Annotated in this window: 19 protein-coding genes; 8 read left to right on the top strand and 11 right to left on the bottom strand. The window is 42.0% G+C overall.

From position 1 onward, the window contains the following. Positions 1-61: 61 nt before the first annotated feature. A complete protein-coding gene (locus tag DUT71_RS02390; protein ID WP_113660909.1) occupies positions 62-1,459 on the top strand; it encodes an aldehyde dehydrogenase family protein in 1,398 nt (465 codons plus the stop codon). Between the two features lie 18 nt (positions 1,460-1,477). Continuing rightward, on the top strand, positions 1,478-1,945 hold the full coding sequence (locus DUT71_RS02385; RefSeq protein WP_113660908.1) for a DUF6265 family protein: 468 nt from the start codon (positions 1,478-1,480) through the stop codon (positions 1,943-1,945). A 109-nt stretch (positions 1,946-2,054) separates the two neighbouring features. Here DUT71_RS02385 and ygiD read toward each other — a convergent pair whose 3' ends face one another. The 3 genes from ygiD to DUT71_RS02370 all read right to left on the bottom strand — a co-directional run bounded on the left by ygiD (position 2,055) and on the right by DUT71_RS02370 (position 4,188). Next, complete coding sequence (ygiD, locus tag DUT71_RS02380) at positions 2,055-2,879, bottom strand: 4,5-DOPA-extradiol-dioxygenase (RefSeq protein ID WP_113660907.1); 825 nt, start codon at positions 2,877-2,879, stop codon at positions 2,055-2,057. Between the two features lie 96 nt (positions 2,880-2,975). Continuing rightward, positions 2,976-3,551, bottom strand: a complete 576-nt coding sequence (locus DUT71_RS02375; protein ID WP_113660906.1) for a YceI family protein — start codon at positions 3,549-3,551, stop codon at positions 2,976-2,978. 79 nt (positions 3,552-3,630) lie between these two features. Beyond that, on the bottom strand, positions 3,631-4,188 hold the full coding sequence (locus DUT71_RS02370; protein ID WP_113660905.1) for a helix-turn-helix domain-containing protein: 558 nt from the start codon (positions 4,186-4,188) through the stop codon (positions 3,631-3,633). 110 nt (positions 4,189-4,298) lie between these two features. Between DUT71_RS02370 and DUT71_RS02365 the strand changes: the two genes are divergently transcribed. From DUT71_RS02365 to DUT71_RS02350, 4 genes are all read left to right on the top strand, one after another. Further along, the gene (locus tag DUT71_RS02365; protein WP_113660904.1) at positions 4,299-5,000 is read left to right on the top strand and encodes a peptidylprolyl isomerase; all 702 of its coding nucleotides are present in this window, start codon (positions 4,299-4,301) and stop codon (positions 4,998-5,000) included. Between the two features lie 83 nt (positions 5,001-5,083). Next, positions 5,084-5,851: an exodeoxyribonuclease III gene (locus tag DUT71_RS02360; protein WP_113660903.1), complete on the top strand. Its 768-nt coding sequence runs from the start codon at positions 5,084-5,086 to the stop codon at positions 5,849-5,851. Between the two features lie 68 nt (positions 5,852-5,919). Beyond that, positions 5,920-7,158, top strand: a complete 1,239-nt coding sequence (gene hutI, locus DUT71_RS02355; protein WP_113660902.1) for an imidazolonepropionase — start codon at positions 5,920-5,922, stop codon at positions 7,156-7,158. Then, a complete protein-coding gene (locus DUT71_RS02350; RefSeq protein ID WP_113661092.1) occupies positions 7,151-8,167 on the top strand; it encodes a formimidoylglutamase in 1,017 nt (338 codons plus the stop codon). The genes hutI and DUT71_RS02350 overlap by 8 nt, the downstream gene beginning before the upstream one ends. Here DUT71_RS02350 and DUT71_RS20145 read toward each other — a convergent pair. From DUT71_RS20145 to DUT71_RS02315, 8 genes are all read right to left on the bottom strand, one after another. After that, entirely contained in the window at positions 8,124-8,285 is a 162-nt protein-coding gene (locus DUT71_RS20145) for a hypothetical protein (protein ID WP_162795916.1), read from the bottom strand. The two genes, DUT71_RS02350 and DUT71_RS20145, sit on opposite strands and share 44 nt — an antisense overlap. 132 nt (positions 8,286-8,417) lie before the next feature. Further along, a complete protein-coding gene (locus tag DUT71_RS02345; protein WP_113660901.1) occupies positions 8,418-8,978 on the bottom strand; it encodes a 5-formyltetrahydrofolate cyclo-ligase in 561 nt (186 codons plus the stop codon). 191 nt (positions 8,979-9,169) lie between these two features. Beyond that, positions 9,170-9,730 carry an elongation factor P gene (efp, locus tag DUT71_RS02340; RefSeq protein WP_113660900.1) on the bottom strand — a complete coding sequence of 187 codons (561 nt, stop codon included), beginning with the start codon at positions 9,728-9,730 and terminating at the stop codon, positions 9,170-9,172. Between the two features lie 154 nt (positions 9,731-9,884). Continuing rightward, a complete protein-coding gene (locus DUT71_RS02335; protein WP_113660899.1) occupies positions 9,885-10,502 on the bottom strand; it encodes an ABC transporter ATP-binding protein in 618 nt (205 codons plus the stop codon). 5 nt (positions 10,503-10,507) lie between these two features. Beyond that, positions 10,508-11,293 carry an acyl-ACP--UDP-N-acetylglucosamine O-acyltransferase gene (gene lpxA, locus DUT71_RS02330; protein WP_113660898.1) on the bottom strand — a complete coding sequence of 262 codons (786 nt, stop codon included), beginning with the start codon at positions 11,291-11,293 and terminating at the stop codon, positions 10,508-10,510. Further along, positions 11,290-12,702 (bottom strand): bifunctional UDP-3-O-[3-hydroxymyristoyl] N-acetylglucosamine deacetylase/3-hydroxyacyl-ACP dehydratase, encoded by a 1,413-nt coding sequence (locus tag DUT71_RS02325; RefSeq protein ID WP_113660897.1) that lies wholly within the window; start codon positions 12,700-12,702, stop codon positions 11,290-11,292. Before DUT71_RS02325 ends, lpxA begins: the two co-directional genes overlap by 4 nt. Further along, entirely contained in the window at positions 12,702-13,775 is a 1,074-nt protein-coding gene (lpxD, locus tag DUT71_RS02320; RefSeq protein ID WP_113660896.1) for a UDP-3-O-(3-hydroxymyristoyl)glucosamine N-acyltransferase, read from the bottom strand. The genes DUT71_RS02325 and lpxD overlap by 1 nt, the downstream gene beginning before the upstream one ends. Before the next feature lie 102 nt (positions 13,776-13,877). Beyond that, positions 13,878-15,101 (bottom strand): HD domain-containing protein, encoded by a 1,224-nt coding sequence (locus DUT71_RS02315; protein WP_113660895.1) that lies wholly within the window; start codon positions 15,099-15,101, stop codon positions 13,878-13,880. Between the two features lie 166 nt (positions 15,102-15,267). Here DUT71_RS02315 and porX point away from each other — a divergent pair, with 166 nt between their 5' ends. Beyond that, positions 15,268-16,821: a T9SS response regulator signal transducer PorX gene (gene porX, locus DUT71_RS02310; RefSeq protein ID WP_113660894.1), complete on the top strand. Its 1,554-nt coding sequence runs from the start codon at positions 15,268-15,270 to the stop codon at positions 16,819-16,821. Further along, entirely contained in the window at positions 16,822-17,244 is a 423-nt protein-coding gene (tsaE, locus tag DUT71_RS02305; RefSeq protein WP_113660893.1) for a tRNA (adenosine(37)-N6)-threonylcarbamoyltransferase complex ATPase subunit type 1 TsaE, read from the top strand. Positions 17,245-17,503: the final 259 nt, after the last annotated feature.

Here is a 17,503-nt window from a genome sequence, read left to right as displayed (position 1 = left end):
TTATAAGAAGTTTTATCGGGGTTTAACTATATTTAACAATTATTCTTCCACTTTGTGAGCTATGAACAGGATTGGCTGCGTTTTTAAAAATCAGCAGGCGCATCATTTTGCGCTAAGGCAAACTAATGCCGCAGAGCGAATTGAACAGCTCCGGAAGCTTAAGGCGGCGATAGCAGAAAATGAAGACGACATTTTCTTGGCCCTGTACAAAGACTTGGCCAAGAACCGTTTTGAAGCCGCCGTTACCGAGGTTTTTTTCATTTATGGGGAGATTGATTTCGCCATTAAAAACCTTAGTAGCTGGATGGCGCCCAAGCGCATGGGCAAAACGCTGAGCAATCCTTTGGCGAAAAACAGAATCTACTACGAACCGAAAGGCATTTGCTTGATTATCGCCCCGTGGAACTATCCTTTTCAGCTGGTAATGTCACCGTTGATTTCGGCCATTGCCGCAGGAAACTGTGTAATGCTGAAACCTTCGGAACTTAGCCCTGCAACCAGCAAAATCATCAGTAAAATTATACTGAATACTTTTGAGGAAGAACAAATTGCCTGTATTGAAGGCAATGCCGAGATTGCAAAGCAGCTTTTAGAGCTCCCATTTGACCATATTTTTTTTACGGGAAGTACTGAAATTGGTAAAGTAGTGATGAGCGCTGCGGCCAAGAATCTTACCTCGGTAACGCTTGAATTAGGCGGAAAGTCTCCAACCATTATTGATAAGGACGTGAATTTAGCCAAAGCGGCACAAAAAATTGCTTGGGGCAAGCTGGTTAATGCAGGCCAAACCTGCATCGCTCCGGATTATATTTTAATCCACCAGGATTTAGTTGATGAGTTTGTGGGTTTGTTTAAGCGATTTGCCAGCGAAATGTATTTTAAGGCAAAGGAGGAAATTGACCCAAAGGTTTATGGTAAAATCATCAACAAAAGGCACTTTGATAGACTGGAAAATTTGGTGAGCGATGCAATGGAAAAGGGGGCAAGGATCAATTGGGGCGGCAAGTCTGACGAAAAGATGCAGCGCATTTATCCCGTCATCTTAACACAGGTGCCATTAGAAGCACAAGTGATGAACGAAGAAATCTTCGGCCCCATTTTACCGATCATTCCTTACCACAATTTAAGCGAAGCCATTGATTTTGTGAACCGAAAAACCAAACCTTTGGCCCTGTATATTTTTAGCAAAAACGATAAGAACATCAAGAAAATCATTAAATCAACCAGCGCTGGTGGCACCTGCGTTAACGATGTTTTGGTACATATTGCCAATCCAAAACTTCCTTTTGGCGGCGTAAACCATAGCGGAACAGGCAGTAGCCATGGGTTTTTCGGGTTTAAAAATTTCTCGCACGAACGTAGCGTAGTGGCACAACGATCGCTTGATTTTAACCGCCTGGTTTATCCTCCTTACACCACCAAACAGTGGGTACTCAAACTATTGAGAAAAATCATGTAACTTCAAACCAAACAGATCATGAAGAAATTACTCTTTGGCTTCATCCTTTTTACCCTGGCCGCTGCTGCTTCGGCACAAAAACCAAGCCTGAAATCTTTCGATTTTTTGCTCGGAAGATGGGAAATGAAAACCAAAAATGGAAAGATTGTGGAACGCTGGCAATTGCACAAAGATAGCCTTACAGGCCAATCCCATCGGTTTAAAGACACCGGTGATAGCATTTTAACGGAATCTATTGTGCTCAAAAAAATCAAAGGCGAATGGACTTTCTGCGTAACGGGCTACGAGAAAAACAATGAGGGCATTACCCATTTCAAATTAATAAACAATCAAAACAACACCTTCACCTTCGAGAACAAACAGCATGATTTCCCGCAACAAATTGTTTATCAAAATAAAGGAAAAGCAGAGCTACTCGCTTGGATTGAGGGAGATATGGGCGGAAAGCGCAGAAAAATAGCGTTCCCTTATAAAAAAGTGAACTAAGTTTTTCCAGATGTAACCAAACAGGTTCCGATTTCAGTAGAACCTGGAGAATTGCTAAGGCCGGAGATAATGAAAAACAACAAAACGCTTTTTCCGAACTTCCGTTAAACTAAGCCACCTTCACTGAGGTCATGGTCAACGAGCCGCCCACGGCTTTGTCGTTAAATAAAAACGCCTGTTCCCCCTGCTGCTGTAAGCCTAAGGTATACATTAAAGGTAAATAGTGCTCGGGCGTAGGCACTGCCAAACGTACGTCGCTGCCCATTTGTTCAAACTTAATAAGTGCTTGATGATCATGATTGAGAATGGCTGCTTTGAATTTTTCACTGGCTTCCAACGCCCAATCATAGCCCCCGCCATTAATCATTTCCCAGCTTAGCATGCGCAGGTTGTGCACCATGTTACCACTTCCCAAAATCAAAACCCCTTTTCTTCGCAGGGCGGATAATTCCCTGGCCAAATCGTAATGATATTGCGCACCCTTGCTAAAATCAATACTGAGCTGTAGCACGGGGATATCGGCATTGGGATACATATGCCTAATGACGGTCCAAGCCCCATGATCCAAGCCCCAGTCATGATCTAAAGCTACAGAGCTAGCAGTAATTAAGCCCGCAGTTTCTTTTGCCAATTCGGGATTGCCTGGCGCTGGATATTGCACATCAAACAACGCTTGCGGGAAGCCTCCAAAATCATGAATGGTTGGTGGAAAATCCATTGCGGTAATTTTAGTGCCCAACGTAAACCAATGAGCCGAAACCACTAAAACCGCAGCAGGCCGTGGAATGGACTTGGCCATATTTGCCCAGCCGTTACTAAATTCGTTTACCTCAATACCATTCATTGGTGAACCGTGCCCCATGAAAAGTACAGGCATTAAATCGCTTTGCGCTAAATTAGAGGTAAATGTTTTGAATTGATTTAGTGTGTCCATTGCTTTCGCTTTAACCGCAGATGTTCGCAAAAAAATTACAGATCTTAAGGGTTAACTTTGATTTACCTTATCTGCGAACATCTGTGGGAAAATATTCTATTGCTTCGCTTGTGCAAACTGCAAATTCAAGACAATGTTTACATCTTTTGCAACACCTGCACCAGTTGGGTCGTATTTGATATTGTAGTCTAACCGGTTGATGGTTGTAGAAGCAGAAAATCCAACTTTGGCATTTCCTTTTTGGTCTTTTGCGGCGCCGCCATAAACTACGGTAAAAGTAACATCTTTAGTGACGTCGCGGATGGTTAATTTACCAGTAAGCGCATAGGTATTACCTTTCACTTTCTTGAATGCAGTACTTACAAAAGTCATTTTAGGGAACTTTTCTGCATTAAAGAAGTCGTCTGACTTCAAGTGATTATCACGCATATCTACGCTAGTGTTAATACTTGCTACATCTACAGAAAAATTGATCTTCGCATCGGTAAAATCAGCTTTCGAGGAAGTAAATTCGCCCGTAAATTTTTTGAAAGCACCGTCTACAAGTGAAATTCCAGAATGTTTAACCGAGAAATTCACAAAGGAGTGCATCGGATCAACTTTCCATTGAGTTTGGGCAAACGTCGCTACGCTTAAGCTCGTCGCCAATAAAAATAAGAATAATCGCTTCATGGCTATTGTCTTTTTGTTAATGAACACAAAGCTACAACAGCAAATTCATGAAAAGGTTGATGTATGATAAGAAAGTAACTTAGACCTGATCCAGCGTTTTTCGCTTCAAATCTTGCTTGAACTCAGACGGTGTTATCCCTGTTTCCTTTTTAAACTGTGCCGACAAATGGGCAACACTGCTATAATTTAACTGGAAGGCAATTTCGCTCAAGGTCAGTTCACCATAGCTCAAAAGCTCCTTCACCCTTTCTATTTTTTGTTGAATGTAGTAATGTTCAATGGTATTCTTTTCTTCGGCAGAAAAAACACTGCTCAAACTAGAATAATCCGTATTTAATTTGCTGGCCAGAAAATCAGAAAGGTTCACTTTCAGTGATTCCTTGGTGTGGTGTACCAAGTCTACCACCGCTCCCTTGATTTGTGCAACCAGCATCTTCCTTTTGTCTTCCAACAATTCAAAACCAAGGTTTTCCAAAGCTAGCTTCACACGCTGATACTGTTCGTTGCTGAGCTCCTTTTCATCCAACTCCACCTCTCCCAGGGTGATGGTTTTTGTTTTAAGGCCCAGCTTTTCGAAAACATCACTTACCGCCATATTACAGCGGTTGCATACCATATTTTTAATGTAAAGCTTCATTAATCACTAAAGTAGATAATAAATTCTACAGCTTAAAATCGGGAAGAATAATTCAACTTTACTTAGACAATGATTTGCTTTTTAAATAACTTAGCACCAAACCAATTCTCATGAAAAAACTGTTGCTATTTTGTGCAGTGTTACTTTGCCAAGTAACTTTTGCCGCAAAGCCTAAATATCAATATATTAAAATTAGTACTGGCAAAGGCGAGTGTATTGTAAGGCTTTATAACGAAACCCCATTGCACCGCGATAATTTTTTGAAGCTCGCTAAAGAGGGCTACTATAATGGCACTATTTTCCATCGGGTAATCAAAGATTTTATGATTCAGGGCGGTGATCCCGATTCGAAAAATGCCACACCCGAAGCTACCCTGGGCAATGGAGGCCCGGAATACAAAATTCCGGCAGAGTTTCGCGATAGTATCTTTCACAAAAAAGGCGTTTTGGCCGCGGCAAGGGACAACAATCCCGAAAAAGCATCAAGCGGGAGCCAGTTTTATCTGGTACAGGGCAAAGTTTTAACCGACGAGCAACTGAACAACATTGAAAAGAACCGGTTAAAACATCAAATTCCCGCTTATCAAAGGGAAATTTACAAAACCATTGGCGGCACGCCACATCTGGACAGAAACTACACCGCTTATGGCGAAGTAGTTAAGGGAATAGAAATGATAGATGCCATTGCCAGCGTAGAAACTGGAGAGGCCAACCGCCCCAAAGAAGATGTGAAAATGACCGTTACCGTTCTTAAAAAGCGGGAAGCGAGAAAACTGGAAAAGGAATTAAAAAAGGCAGAAGCTAAGAAATAATGGAACCATCAGGGTTTTTCAAACCACAACGTGGTACGAACAAACATGGTCGGCTTCATCACCATTGAAAAATTTTTATAGAGATGAAAATAATATCATATAATGTTAACGGCATTCGTGCAGCGGCCACCAAAGGACTTTTTACTTGGCTACAAGCTACCGATGCAGATATGGTTTGCCTACAGGAAGTAAAAGCGCTTAAGGAACAAATTCCCGATATTTTGGCGCTTATTGAGCAATTGGGCTATCACCACTACTGGTTTCCGGCCGAGAAAAAAGGATATAGTGGCGTAGCCATCCTTACCAAGATAAAGCCTAACCACGTAGAATATGGTTGCGGTGAACAGTGGATTGATGCGGAAGGCAGGGTGTTAAGGGCCGATTTTGATGGCTTTTCGTTAATGAGCTTATACATGCCTTCGGGTTCAAGCGGCGACGAAAGACAAGCGAAGAAATATGAGTTCATGGCTTTCTTTAATGGCTATATCGACGAACTGAGGAGGACCCATCCAAACTTGATCATTTCTGGAGACTATAATATTTGCCACAAGGCGATAGACATTCACAACCCGAAATCCAATGCCAATTCCTCTGGGTTTTTACCCGAAGAAAGGGAATGGATGGAGCTTTTCATTAATAATGGCTTTATTGATTCTTTCCGTCATTTTAACCAAGATCCGCACCACTATACCTGGTGGAGCTACCGTGCCGGTGCCAGGGGCAAGAACTTGGGTTGGCGTATCGATTATCATTTAACCACCAAAGCATTGGAAAACCGCTTGAAAAATGTACGCATTTTACCTGATGCCTTGCATAGCGACCATTGCCCTATTTTACTGGAGTTAGCGTAAAAGGTTAATTGGTTAGGCGTTGAAACTGTTTAACAATTAACCAATTTTACAATTCAAACAATTAACCAATGTTAATCACCAATATCAAAGCCCTTGTTGGCGTACATCCAAAGGAAACAAGTTTTCTTCGCGGCAGCAAATTAAACCAGCTTCCTGTTCTAGAAAACGCCTGGCTGTTGTTAGAGAATGGCTTAATCAAGGATTTTGGGCCAATGGAGAGCGTTCCTTCTTCAGGTGCAAAATTTGAAACGCTAAATGCCAAAGGTCGTTTTGTATTCCCTTCCTGGTGCGACAGCCACACGCATATTGTGTTTGCAGCCCCTCGCGAAGAAGAATTTGCCCTAAAAATTGCAGGTAAAACCTACGAGGAAATTGCCGCAGCCGGTGGAGGCATTCTAAACTCGGCCAACAAATTACAGCAAGCTACCGAGGATGAACTATTTGAAAGCGCCAGCGTCCGTTTAAGCGACATGATTAAACAGGGCACAGGCGCCTTGGAAATCAAGAGTGGTTATGGTTTAACGGTAGAAAGCGAGCTGAAAATGCTTCGTGTAATTCAGCGCCTTAAGGCTGCATTTCCGATTCCCATTAAAGCAAGCTTGTTGGCGGCTCATGCCTATCCAGCAGAGTTTAAAGAGAACCACAAAGGCTATATTGATCTAATCATCAATGAGTTGATTCCGCAGGTAGCCCACGAAAACCTGGCGGATTATATCGACGCTTTTTGCGAAAAAGGCTTCTTCTCGTTAGAAGAAACGGCCCTCATTTTAGAAGCCGCAGCAAAATATGGCCTTAAACCTAAAATCCACGCCAATCAACTTTCGGTTTCTGGCGCCGTACAATTGGGCGTTAAGCACCAGGCCATTTCTGTTGACCATTTGGAAGAAACCGATGAAGAAGTACTCACAGCATTAAGCAAAAGCAACACCATTGCCACGCTTTTGCCTTCTTGCTCATTTTACATCAATATTCCTTTTGCCAACGCCAAGGGGCTCATTGAACACAATGCCATTGTTGCGCTAGCAAGCGACTATAATCCTGGCTCAACACCTTCTGGCAATATGAATTTTGTGGTTTCTTTAGGCTGCATTAAGCTAAAAATGACTCCTGAACAAGCCATTAATGCTGCTACCATTAACGGTGCTGCGGCAATGGAATTGAGCGAACAGGTGGGCAGTATCGCCATTGGCAAAAAAGCAAACCTGATGATCACCAGACCGATGACTTCATTGGCATATTTACCTTATAGTTTTGGTCAAAGCCAAATAGAAACGGTAATTTTAAATGGGAAAATTTACCATGACTAGTTTCAAAATATTTTCGCAAAGCGACATTCTAAACCTGGTGAATACCCGCAAGGGAGAAACCAAGCTTGGCGAAAGGGTAGCGTGCCTTGGGGAGCGGAAGGCCATCTCTACAGTTTCTTTGAAAAGATCTTCTGCCAAATTTGTGCTTTTAGGCATTCCCGAGGATATTGGCGTAAGGGCTAATTATGGAATTGGTGGCGCAGATACCGCATGGAAACCTGCTTTGAAAGCGTTTTTAAACCTGCAACAAAACCCTTTCCTAAGGGGCGAAGATGTTTTGGTACTAGGCGAGTTTGAAATTTCAGAAAATTCCTCTACCGATGTTGTTGTACTAAGAAATTCAGTAAAGGAAATTGATGATTTGGTGTTTCCCATTATTCAAACCATTGTACTAGCGGGAAAAACCCCTATTGTGGTTGGGGGAGGGCACAACAATTGCTATCCCATTCTTAAAGGGGCCTCTTTAGCAAAAGGAGGAGCAATAAACGTGCTCAATATTGATGCGCATACCGATTTGCGTGACCCCGGCGAGGGCAGACATAGCGGGAACGGCTTTAGTACGGCAGTGATGGATGGCTTTTTGGAGCAGTATCGGATCTTTGGCTTGCATCAAAACTATGTGGGCGAATCCCAGTTGGATTTTATTGCAGCAAATGGCAACATTAAGGCCGCATATTTCGACGATTTACTGTCCAGCGGAGAAGAACCCGCATCAGCCCTACAAACACTCTTAAATGGCGTAAAATTGCCTTTGGGCCTAGAGATTGATTTGGACAGCATCATCGGGATGCTTTCCAGTGCAGCCACCCCTACGGGTTTTTCCCTAAATGAAGTCCGTAATTTGATATTAACCGCCCGAAAAGAATTTTGCTACTTACATCTCTGCGAAGGTGCAGTGCAATTAAAAGACGGCAGAAGTGAAGCAACCACAGGCAAAGCCATGGCCTACTTGATCAGTGATTTCATTAAAGCTCTTCGTCCTCGTAACGCTGGGCAGCCTTCATCATAATTTCCATCTCCGCCAGTTGCGATTTGGTCAAAGGCTCTTCCTGCTCCTGCATTTCAAAAATAGCAATCATCGTTTCTTCGTATTGCTTTGCGGTCGTTATTCTAAGATCCTTTTCCATAACAAAGTTGAGAAATGAACTCAAAGGTATAAAAAAGATTTAAAGCTTCGTTATTTCAAGCTAATCCGCCGTATTGGGGGTTTTACCGCAAAGGAATAAGAAGACCCGCAAAGGACGCAAAGACAATAGGCCCTACCAATGGTAAATCTGTTTTGGCGTAATGCAAATGTCTAACGTGATGTCGTCCTGATGTACATCTGAGATTTCCTCAGGCAGCATACCAAATAGCGAAATGCCTACTTTTTTGGTTTTAATTTCCGACAGAAAGCGATCGTAAAACCCTTTTCCGTAACCTACGCGGTAACCTCTTTGGTCAAAGGCCAGCAATGGCACCAATACCATGTCTATTTCGCCTTTGAAAACCTCGGTGGTTTGTGGCTCGGGAATATGATAGTGATTTGCTTTTAAATCCTCTTTTTGATAGGGGTGATGGCTCATCGAATGGTCATTAAAGTTAGACCGAGAGACGACAATGCTCATTTTTGGATGATTTTCCTGCAACCAGTCAATCAAAAGAAACGTATCAGGTTCCCGCTTTTCCACAATGGGCAAGAAGACATGGATGCTGTTAATGCCAGAAAAATCGAGTGTTTTAAATTGCGCCAAAAGTAGTTGGTTCAACACCAAAAAATCCTCGTCCGTAAGTTCGGCTCGCCGTTTTAAGTTCTGTTTTCTAATGACAGCTTTAAGCATTGTGGTGTTTAATATCGATTAATTTTTCAATCCAAGTTTGGAAGCAAGAAGTTTATCGTGAATAGCTGAAAGATTGCTTCGAGCCTCGCAATGACGGGTTAACGTTGATGGCTAAGGTATAAAAAAAAGATGGCTTCGGGAACCACTCCGAAGCCACAATCAACCTAAACCTAAAACTAAACTATGAAAATTTATTTTACTCTTTCGATGTAATCCCCTGTTCTGGTATCAACCTTAACTTTATCGCCTTGGTTAATGAACATTGGTACACGTATTTCAACTCCAGTTTCAACCGTTGCATACTTTTGTGCGTTAGTTGAAGTATTGCCTTTTACTGCAGGCTCAGTGTAGGTAATTTCCAACTCTACGTTTTGAGGCAATTGAGCCATAATTGGTTCTTCGCTTTCGAAAGCTACAATTACGTTCATTCCTTCTTTTAAGAACTTAACACCTTCGCCAAATAAAAACTTAGGTACGTTATATTGTTCGTATGTAGTGTTGTCCATAATTACCAAGAAAGTACCATCTTCGTACAAATATTGATAATCGTTGGTTTCTACACGGCAAATTTCTACCTCTTCATCAACGCGGAAACGGTACTCAACCAGTTTACCAGTTTTTACGTTACGCATTTTTGCCTGATAGAAAGCTCTTAAATTTCCTGGCGTACGGTGAATAAACTCTTCTACCTGTACCAAATCTCCGTTGAAGCGAAGAATATTTCCATTTTTAATATCAGATGCTTTTGCCATTTTCTTTTGAAATTTACGCCTATCTTTTAGGCCTCATTTCGTGCCGCAAAGGTATAGACTATTTTTTAATTAAACAATAGTGATTTTAAAATATTTTTTTAAAGTGCTTTTAAGTCGTTTATAGCCAGTTTTGCGCACTTTTATCATATTAATTTTACTTTTTATAATCTAAAATATTGAGCTGATGCTTACAAAATTCGTACTCATAAGCTTGGTTAGAGCCTACCAAAACCATTCTGTTCTTGGTCCATTTCTCGATCAGGCCTAAATACCAATCGGTTCCCTGGGCATCTAAATTAGAGGTGGGTTCATCCAGCACCAAAATAGGTGTATCTGCACATACCGCCAAGGCCAATTTTGTTCTTTGCTTCATCCCAGAGGAAAAATATTTCAAAGGTTTATCTTGCGCTTTGCTTAGAGCGAGTATTTCGAGTACTGCGGCTGCATCAAATCCCTTTTGATAGTTTTTAAACTTAAAGTGAAAGTCTATCGTCTCCTGTAAGGTAAATTCCTCCACTAAATCCAGGTAAGGCGCTGCCAGGCTGATATGACTAAAAATATGCTCCGGGAGGATTTCCTGGTCTTCGGCATAGGTGATTTTGCCCTCTGAAGGGGTCAGGCTTCCCAAAAGAACGCTCAATAAGGTAGATTTTCCTGAGCCGTTTGGGCCCAAGATGGCATATCGCTGTCCCTGGGCAAAAGTATAGCTGATTTCTCTAAAGATCCACTCTTTATTAAACCTCCTACCTAAATGCTCAAGGGTAATACGCATGCCTATTAGTTTCCTGAGCCGAAACCCCTCATTACGCCGCGGTTAGAGTTGCGGATGAAATCAACGATCTCGTCACGAATTTCAGTAGGTTGAAATTCTGCCTCAATCATGTCCAATGCTTTGGTTACGTTGTTGTTTTTCACAAAAAGTACACGATAAATCTCTTGGATTTCATTGATCTGCTCTGAAGAAAATCCTCTGCGGCGCAGCCCTACGGAGTTGATTCCCACATAGGAAAGTGGTTCACGGGCAGCTTTTACATAAGGTGGAACATCTTTACGTACCAAAGAACCTCCGGTAACAAAAGCATGCGAGCCTACTTTAACAAACTGATGGATAGCCACCAGGCCTGCCAAAACCACATAATCGCCAATGGTAATATGCCCTGCAAGGGTGGTGCTGTTTGAAAATATACAGTTATTTCCTACGTAGCAATCATGGGCGATGTGTGAGTAGGCCTGTATCAAGCAGTTGCTGCCCACTACGGTACGCCATTTATCTTTGGTGCCCCTGTTAATGGTTACGCATTCCCTAATCGTGGTGTTGTCGCCAATTTCGGCGGTGGTAATTTCTCCCGCAAATTTTAAGTCCTGAGGAATTCCGGAAATGACCGAGCCTGGAAAAATACGGCAATTTTTGCCAATTCGGGCGCCATCCATAATCACGACGTTGGATCCAATCCAAGTGCCTTCTCCAATCTCTACATCCTTATGTATCACTGCGAAAGGTTCTACGACTACGTTGTCGGCAATTTTTGCCTGCGGATGTATATATGCTAGGGGTTGTATCATTTTGCGGTTTCGCTATCTTTTACTTTAACTATTTGCGCCATCATTTCGGCTTCCACGGCTATTCTATCACCAACCATTCCCACTCCTTTCATTTGTGCAATTCCCCTACGGATAGGCTCTACCAGATCACACCTGAAAACGATGGTGTCTCCTGGGGTTACCTGTGACCTAAAGCGAACATTGTCGATTTTAAGGAAGTAGGTAAGGTAGTTTTCAGGGTCAGGAACGGTACTTAACACCAAAATTCCGCCGGTTTGAGCCATGGCTTCTACCTGCAATACTCCGGGGAATACCGGAGCGCCAGGAAAATGGCCTTTGAAAAACTCTTCGTTCATGGTCACGTTTTTAACGCCCACCACGTGGGTTTTCGAAAGCTCCATCACTTTGTCTAGAAACAAAAACGGCTGTCTGTGTGGTAAAATCTTCATGATATCCACCACATCAAAAAGCGGTTTAGCGTTTACATCGTATGCGGTTGTTTTCTTTTTACCTTTATCTTTTTTAATTGCGGCTTTAATTTTCTTGGCAAATGCCACATTAGCGGCATGGCCTGGTCTTGCAGCCATGATATGGCCTTTCAGGTGCACGCCTACCAAAGCCAGATCACCAATCATATCCAGTAGCTTATGGCGGGCTGGTTCATTTTGATAGCGAAGCTCCATATTGTTCAAAATACCTTGTGGCGCAACGTCAATTTCTTCTCTATTGAATATTTTTGCCAGGTGCCTCAATTCGTCTTGGGTAACTTCCTTATCTACAATAACGATGGCATTGTTTAAATCGCCGCCCTTAATAAGATTGTGTTGTAACTGGTATTCTAATTCATGCAGGAAACAAAAAGTACGGCAAGAAGCGATTTCTTTTTTGAACTCTCCAATACTGGTGATCCCGGCGTGCTGGCTGCCCAACACTGGGGAGTTGTAGTCAATCATGCAGGTAAAGCGGTAGTCGTCCAACGGCATCGCTACAATTTCTACACTCCGCTCTGGTTCAGCATAGGTGATGTTATGTGGAATGGTATAGTACTCTCTATCTGCATTTTGCAACGCAACCCCAACCTCCTCTAATACCTCAATAAATTTGATGGAGCTCCCATCCATAATGGGTGTTTCGGGGCCATTAACTTTGATCAGAACGTTATCCAGGTCCATTCCCACCAGGGAAGCCATAACGTGCTCTACGGTACTAACGCTAGCGCCGTTTTGCGAAATGGTGGTTCCTCTGGCTGTGTCGGTTACATTATCACAGTCTGCATCAATAACTGGTTCTCCGGGCAAATCCACACGCTGAAATTTAAAACCGTGGTTTTCTGGTGCCGGGCAAAAAGTCAAGGTTACATTTGCTCCGGTATGAAGTCCAACGCCTTTAACCGAGATTTCGCCTTTAATAGTTCTTTGCTTAACGTTCATTATCCTGTTTGTGTTGTTGTCAATTTCTCAATGATAGCAGTAAGATCTGCTATCTTAGCTTCTAGTTCTCTTACTCTTTTGTCAACTTCTGGCAGTTTTTTAAATATCACGGTTGAGCGCATCCATTCCTTTAAAGGTTGGGCCGGACTTCCATGCCATTGCTTGTTTTCTTCGGTATCAAAATTTATCCCTGCCTGCGCACCCACTTGGGTTCTTTTGCCCAAATTAAGGTGTCCAGCAATGCCAACCTGCCCACCAATTACTGAGTTTTCTCCCAATTTGGTGCTGCCGGAAATTCCGCTCTGCGCCGCCACTACCGAGTTTGCGCCTACCTCAACGTTGTGCGCAATTTGGATCAGGTTATCTAGCTTAACGCCCTTGCGTACGTAGGTAGATCCCATTGTTGCCCGGTCGATAGTTGTATTTGCACCAATTTCTACATCATCTTCTATCACCACATTTCCTATTTGGGCTATTTTATTATAGGAGCCATCAGCTTGAGGCGCAAAGCCAAAGCCATCGCTTCCTACCACTGCATTTGCATGGATAATTACCCTATTGCCTACCACGGTGTGCTTATAAAGCTTAACCCCCGGAAAAATGATCCCATCAGTGCCCACCTTAGTATCGGCGCCGATGTAGGTTTGAGCATATATTTTGGTATTGTCTCCAATCTCTACATTGCTATCAATACAACAAAACGGCCCCACGTATACATTTTGGCCAATTTTTGCCGAGGGATGGACATAGGATGAATTGTGTATCCCAACCTCATCCTGGCTCATGTTAACCACTTCGTTGTATTTGTCTAACAAAACGGAAAAAGCGCTGTAAGGGTCTTTTACCTTAACCAAGGTACTTTTTACGGGTTGCACCGGCACAAAGTCTTGGGAAACAATGACCACAGATGCTTCTGTTTTATAGAGATAATTCTCGTATTTGGGGTTGGATAAAAAGCAAAGGGAGCCAGCAGCGCCATCCTCTATTTTAGAAAGCGTACTCACTTGAGCGTTTTCATCGCCTTCTATGGTTCCATTTAAAAATTCGCCTATCTGCTTGGCAGTAAATTGCATCCTACAAAGTTAAATGTTAAATTGATATGAACAAATTGTCACGCTTCAATATTGATGAGTTCAAATAACGAGAAAATTAGCTCGTTATTTTGTTAAAAAAAGCTAAATATCTCTTACGTAGCACAGTATATATTTTTTAACCGTTCTATCCAATGATTCTAAATTAGACAAATCTGAGGCTTTTGCGATATCAGACAGTGTCCCATTTTTCATTAAAATGTTAATATTGCTGCTCTCGGCGTTATAAGCCCTATTGGTAATAGTATCTGTAAAAACAAAGTATGAAAGATCATCTTCTCCTACATCCAAAGCCTGGGCGGTTCTAAGCGCTAATTTTTCTACTCTTTCCGGATCTGGCGGTTCGTTGCTAATTTCAACCTTGTAAAGCTGGCGGGCGCTAAGCATTCTGCATAACTTGGCCAGGATGTGATCGTCATTATCGGCCCAAACCTTGATAGAGGCATAAATATCCTGATCATCCAGTTTCGCAAATTGTGCCAAATGGAGGTCTTCCTCAAAAAAATTAGCGCTGCTAACATCATTCTGAAGGAAATGCTGAAGTGCGGGCGTAGCAAAAAGTACCTGCCCCCTTGAGGTAAGCGCTTTGGCCCTTTCCAAAATCTTCACCAGAAGCTGTTCTCCGGCAATTACGGTTTTATGGAGATACACCTGCCAGTACATCAATCTTCGGGCTATCAAAAATTTTTCTACGGAATAAATTCCTTTCTCCTCTACCACCAATTGGTCATCAACCACATTAAACATTTTGATGATGCGGTCAAAACTAATTACTCCCTCGCTTACCCCGGTGTAAAAACTGTCGCGGTTAAGATAATCCATCCGGTCAAGATCAACCTGCCCGGAAATGAGCTGGCAGAAAAATTTCCGTGGGTATTGCCCTTTAAATATGCTGATGGCCTTATTTAACCGTCCGCCAAATTGTTCATTCAGCTTGTTCATCATCAACAACGAGATGTCTTCGTGCTTAATTCCCTGGGCCAAAGTGTGCTCTAAGGCGTGCGAAAAAGGGCCATGGCCAATATCGTGCAATAAAATAGCAATGTTTGCTGCCTCTTCTTCGTCGGGGCTAATGTCATGTCCCTTACTTTTGAGCACTTCAAGTGCCAGGCTCATCAGGTGCATCGCTCCTAGGGCATGGTGAAATCTGGTGTTCAATGCCCCTGGATAAACAATATGCGTCATGGCCAACTGCTTAATATACCTTAAGCGCTGAAAGTAGGGATGCGAAATGAGGTCAAAAACAAGTTCCGAGGGTATGGTAATGAAACCGTAAACGGGGTCGTTGATGATTTTCTTTTTATTCATTCTTTAATTTGTTGGAACGTTGAAAAAGTTAGGAGGTTGGAACGTTGTCAACCGCAAACTAAAAACTGCCAACTTTATTTATTGCGGTACAAAAATTGCTATTTTTATCGACAGTAAAAAAGCCTAACGCTTTTTAATCTTTTAATTTACAAAAAAAGGATACAACATGCAGGAAACCAAGATATTATGGGCAGATGACGAAATTAACCTACTGAAACCGCATATTTTGTTGCTGAACGAAAAAGGCTACGCCGTGAGCACTTTCACCAACGGCAACGATGCGTTAGAAGCATTTGCAAAAGAACATTTTGACTTGGTTTTTTTGGATGAGAATATGCCTGGCCTTACAGGATTAGAAACGCTTTCGGCCATTAAAAACATTCGGTCTGATGTGCCCGTGGTGCTGATTACCAAAAGTGAAGAGGAGAATTTGATGGAAGATGCCATCGGTTCAAAAATAGACGACTACCTGATCAAGCCCGTAAATCCCAAGCAGGTACTGCTGACCATTAAGAAATTGATTGACAATAAAAGGTTGGTAAGTGCCAAAACATCTTCCGCATATCAGCAAGATTTTAGGCGACTGGGGATGACCCTGAATGATAAATTAAGCTACGATGAGTGGGTGGATGTGTACAAAAAACTGGTTTTTTGGGAACTGGAACTGGAGAAATTGGATGACCCCCAAATGCACGAAATATTAACCATGCAAAAGGCAGAGGCCAACATGCAATTCTCTAAATTTGTAGAAAACCACTACCTGGACTGGATTAACGGCAGCGCCGATGCGCCTTTGTTCTCACATGAATTATTGAAGAAAAAGGTATTTCCGCTAATCAACAATACCAGTCCCGTGTTTTTTATCTTAATCGATAATTTAAGATATGACCAGTGGAAAATCATCAACCCATTAATCAGCGAGTATTTCCGTTTAGAGGAAGAAGATACTTATTCTAGTATTTTACCTACGGCAACGCAATATGCCAGAAATGCCATCTTCTCGGGGCTTACCCCCTTGGATATGGAAAAAAGATTTCCTTCCTTATGGCAAAATGACGATGATGAGGGCGGTAAAAACCTACACGAAGAAACGTTTTTAGAGGATCAGATTAAACGCTCGTTAAGGAAGGACTGTAAATTTAGCTATCACAAAATACTTACTTTTGACCAAGGAAAAGATCTTGTAGATCAGGTGAACAATTTGATGCATAACGACTTTAATGCGATTGTTTTCAATTTTGTGGATATGCTTTCCCATGCCCGAACCGATATGCAGATGATTAGGGAACTTGCCAATGACGATGCGGCCTACAGATCGTTAACCCTATCGTGGTTTGAACACTCGCCCTTACTGGACCTGATCAAGAAACTTTCGCAAAAAAGGGTTAAATTAGTGATCACCACTGACCACGGCACCATCCGCGTAAAAACACCGAGCAAGGTAATTGGCGACAGAAGCACCAACACCAATTTGCGCTACAAACAGGGTAAAAACCTAAATTATAACCCTAAGGAAGTATTTTTGATTAAAAACCCGCATGAGGCCAAATTACCCAAAATAAATATCAGCTCTAATTATATCTTTGCCAAAGAAGACCAATACTTTGTTTACCAGAACAATTACAACCAGTTTGTGAATTATTATAACGAAACTTTCCAACATGGCGGTATTTCGATGGAAGAAATGATTATCCCCATTGTAACTTATAGTGCCAGATAAATGCAGCTAACCATTAATACTCCCGGCGAACTACCCAAAGTAGCCCAAGCGCTTGTTAATTATGCCAACGGTCAAAAATTTTTCGTTTTTGAAGGAGAAATGGCCGCGGGAAAAACCACCTTTATTAAAGCTTTTTGTGAAGCTTTGGGCGTTAGCGATGTGGTGAGCAGCCCTACTTTTTCTATTGTTAACGAATATGAAAGTAATCAAGGGCCGGTGTACCATTTTGATTTTTACAGGCTTAAAAACCTGCAAGAGGCTTACGACATTGGCTACGAGGAATATTTTTATAGCGACAGCTATTGTTTGATAGAATGGCCGTCGAAAGTAGACGCGTTACTTCCCGAAGAATATATTAAAGTTCAAATAACGGTTACCGACCATGAACAACGGTTATTTGAATTTTCAAAAGTGGTAGAATAGTTCCTCTTTTTCGGTTTTAATCATAATTATCCTTTCACTTCGGTAGTAAGCATCGAAAGGAAACACACACAGGTCCCCCTTTGGCTATCAAGTAAGTTGTGCTGTTCCGCAAAACACTGCCTACAAAATATTTATTTTTAAAACAGCTTCAGTAAAACAACTATTTTTTATGATACATAATTGGTTGAGACGACCAAAGGAAGGGAATAAGCCCACCAGGCAAATGTTGAATAAAGATGTTACTGTCAATAACTTTTTG

Source organism: Pedobacter nanyangensis (assembly GCF_003313505.1).
Classification (GTDB): domain Bacteria; phylum Bacteroidota; class Bacteroidia; order Sphingobacteriales; family Sphingobacteriaceae; genus Pedobacter; species Pedobacter nanyangensis.
The sequence above is the reverse complement of the archived record's forward strand: the minus strand, read 5'-3'. Positions and strand labels throughout refer to the sequence as shown.

Bases quoted from the DNA above. Each gene is read 5' to 3' on its own strand.
- DUT71_RS02390 (WP_113660909.1), top strand. From the start codon at position 62: ATGAACAGGATTGGCTGCGTTTTTAAAAATCAGCAGGCGCATCATTTT.
- DUT71_RS02385 (WP_113660908.1), top strand. From the start codon at position 1,478: ATGAAGAAATTACTCTTTGGCTTCATCCTTTTTACCCTGGCCGCTGCT.
- ygiD (WP_113660907.1), bottom strand. From the start codon at position 2,879: ATGGACACACTAAATCAATTCAAAACATTTACCTCTAATTTAGCGCAA.
- DUT71_RS02375 (WP_113660906.1), bottom strand. From the start codon at position 3,551: ATGAAGCGATTATTCTTATTTTTATTGGCGACGAGCTTAAGCGTAGCG.
- DUT71_RS02370 (WP_113660905.1), bottom strand. From the start codon at position 4,188: ATGAAGCTTTACATTAAAAATATGGTATGCAACCGCTGTAATATGGCG.
- DUT71_RS02365 (WP_113660904.1), top strand. From the start codon at position 4,299: ATGAAAAAACTGTTGCTATTTTGTGCAGTGTTACTTTGCCAAGTAACT.
- DUT71_RS02360 (WP_113660903.1), top strand. From the start codon at position 5,084: ATGAAAATAATATCATATAATGTTAACGGCATTCGTGCAGCGGCCACC.
- hutI (WP_113660902.1), top strand. From the start codon at position 5,920: ATGTTAATCACCAATATCAAAGCCCTTGTTGGCGTACATCCAAAGGAA.
- DUT71_RS02350 (WP_113661092.1), top strand. From the start codon at position 7,151: ATGACTAGTTTCAAAATATTTTCGCAAAGCGACATTCTAAACCTGGTG.
- DUT71_RS20145 (WP_162795916.1), bottom strand. From the start codon at position 8,285: ATGGAAAAGGATCTTAGAATAACGACCGCAAAGCAATACGAAGAAACG.
- DUT71_RS02345 (WP_113660901.1), bottom strand. From the start codon at position 8,978: ATGCTTAAAGCTGTCATTAGAAAACAGAACTTAAAACGGCGAGCCGAA.
- efp (WP_113660900.1), bottom strand. From the start codon at position 9,730: ATGGCAAAAGCATCTGATATTAAAAATGGAAATATTCTTCGCTTCAAC.
- DUT71_RS02335 (WP_113660899.1), bottom strand. From the start codon at position 10,502: ATGCGTATTACCCTTGAGCATTTAGGTAGGAGGTTTAATAAAGAGTGG.
- lpxA (WP_113660898.1), bottom strand. From the start codon at position 11,293: ATGATACAACCCCTAGCATATATACATCCGCAGGCAAAAATTGCCGAC.
- DUT71_RS02325 (WP_113660897.1), bottom strand. From the start codon at position 12,702: ATGAACGTTAAGCAAAGAACTATTAAAGGCGAAATCTCGGTTAAAGGC.
- lpxD (WP_113660896.1), bottom strand. From the start codon at position 13,775: ATGCAATTTACTGCCAAGCAGATAGGCGAATTTTTAAATGGAACCATA.
- DUT71_RS02315 (WP_113660895.1), bottom strand. From the start codon at position 15,101: ATGAATAAAAAGAAAATCATCAACGACCCCGTTTACGGTTTCATTACC.
- porX (WP_113660894.1), top strand. From the start codon at position 15,268: ATGCAGGAAACCAAGATATTATGGGCAGATGACGAAATTAACCTACTG.
- tsaE (WP_113660893.1), top strand. From the start codon at position 16,822: ATGCAGCTAACCATTAATACTCCCGGCGAACTACCCAAAGTAGCCCAA.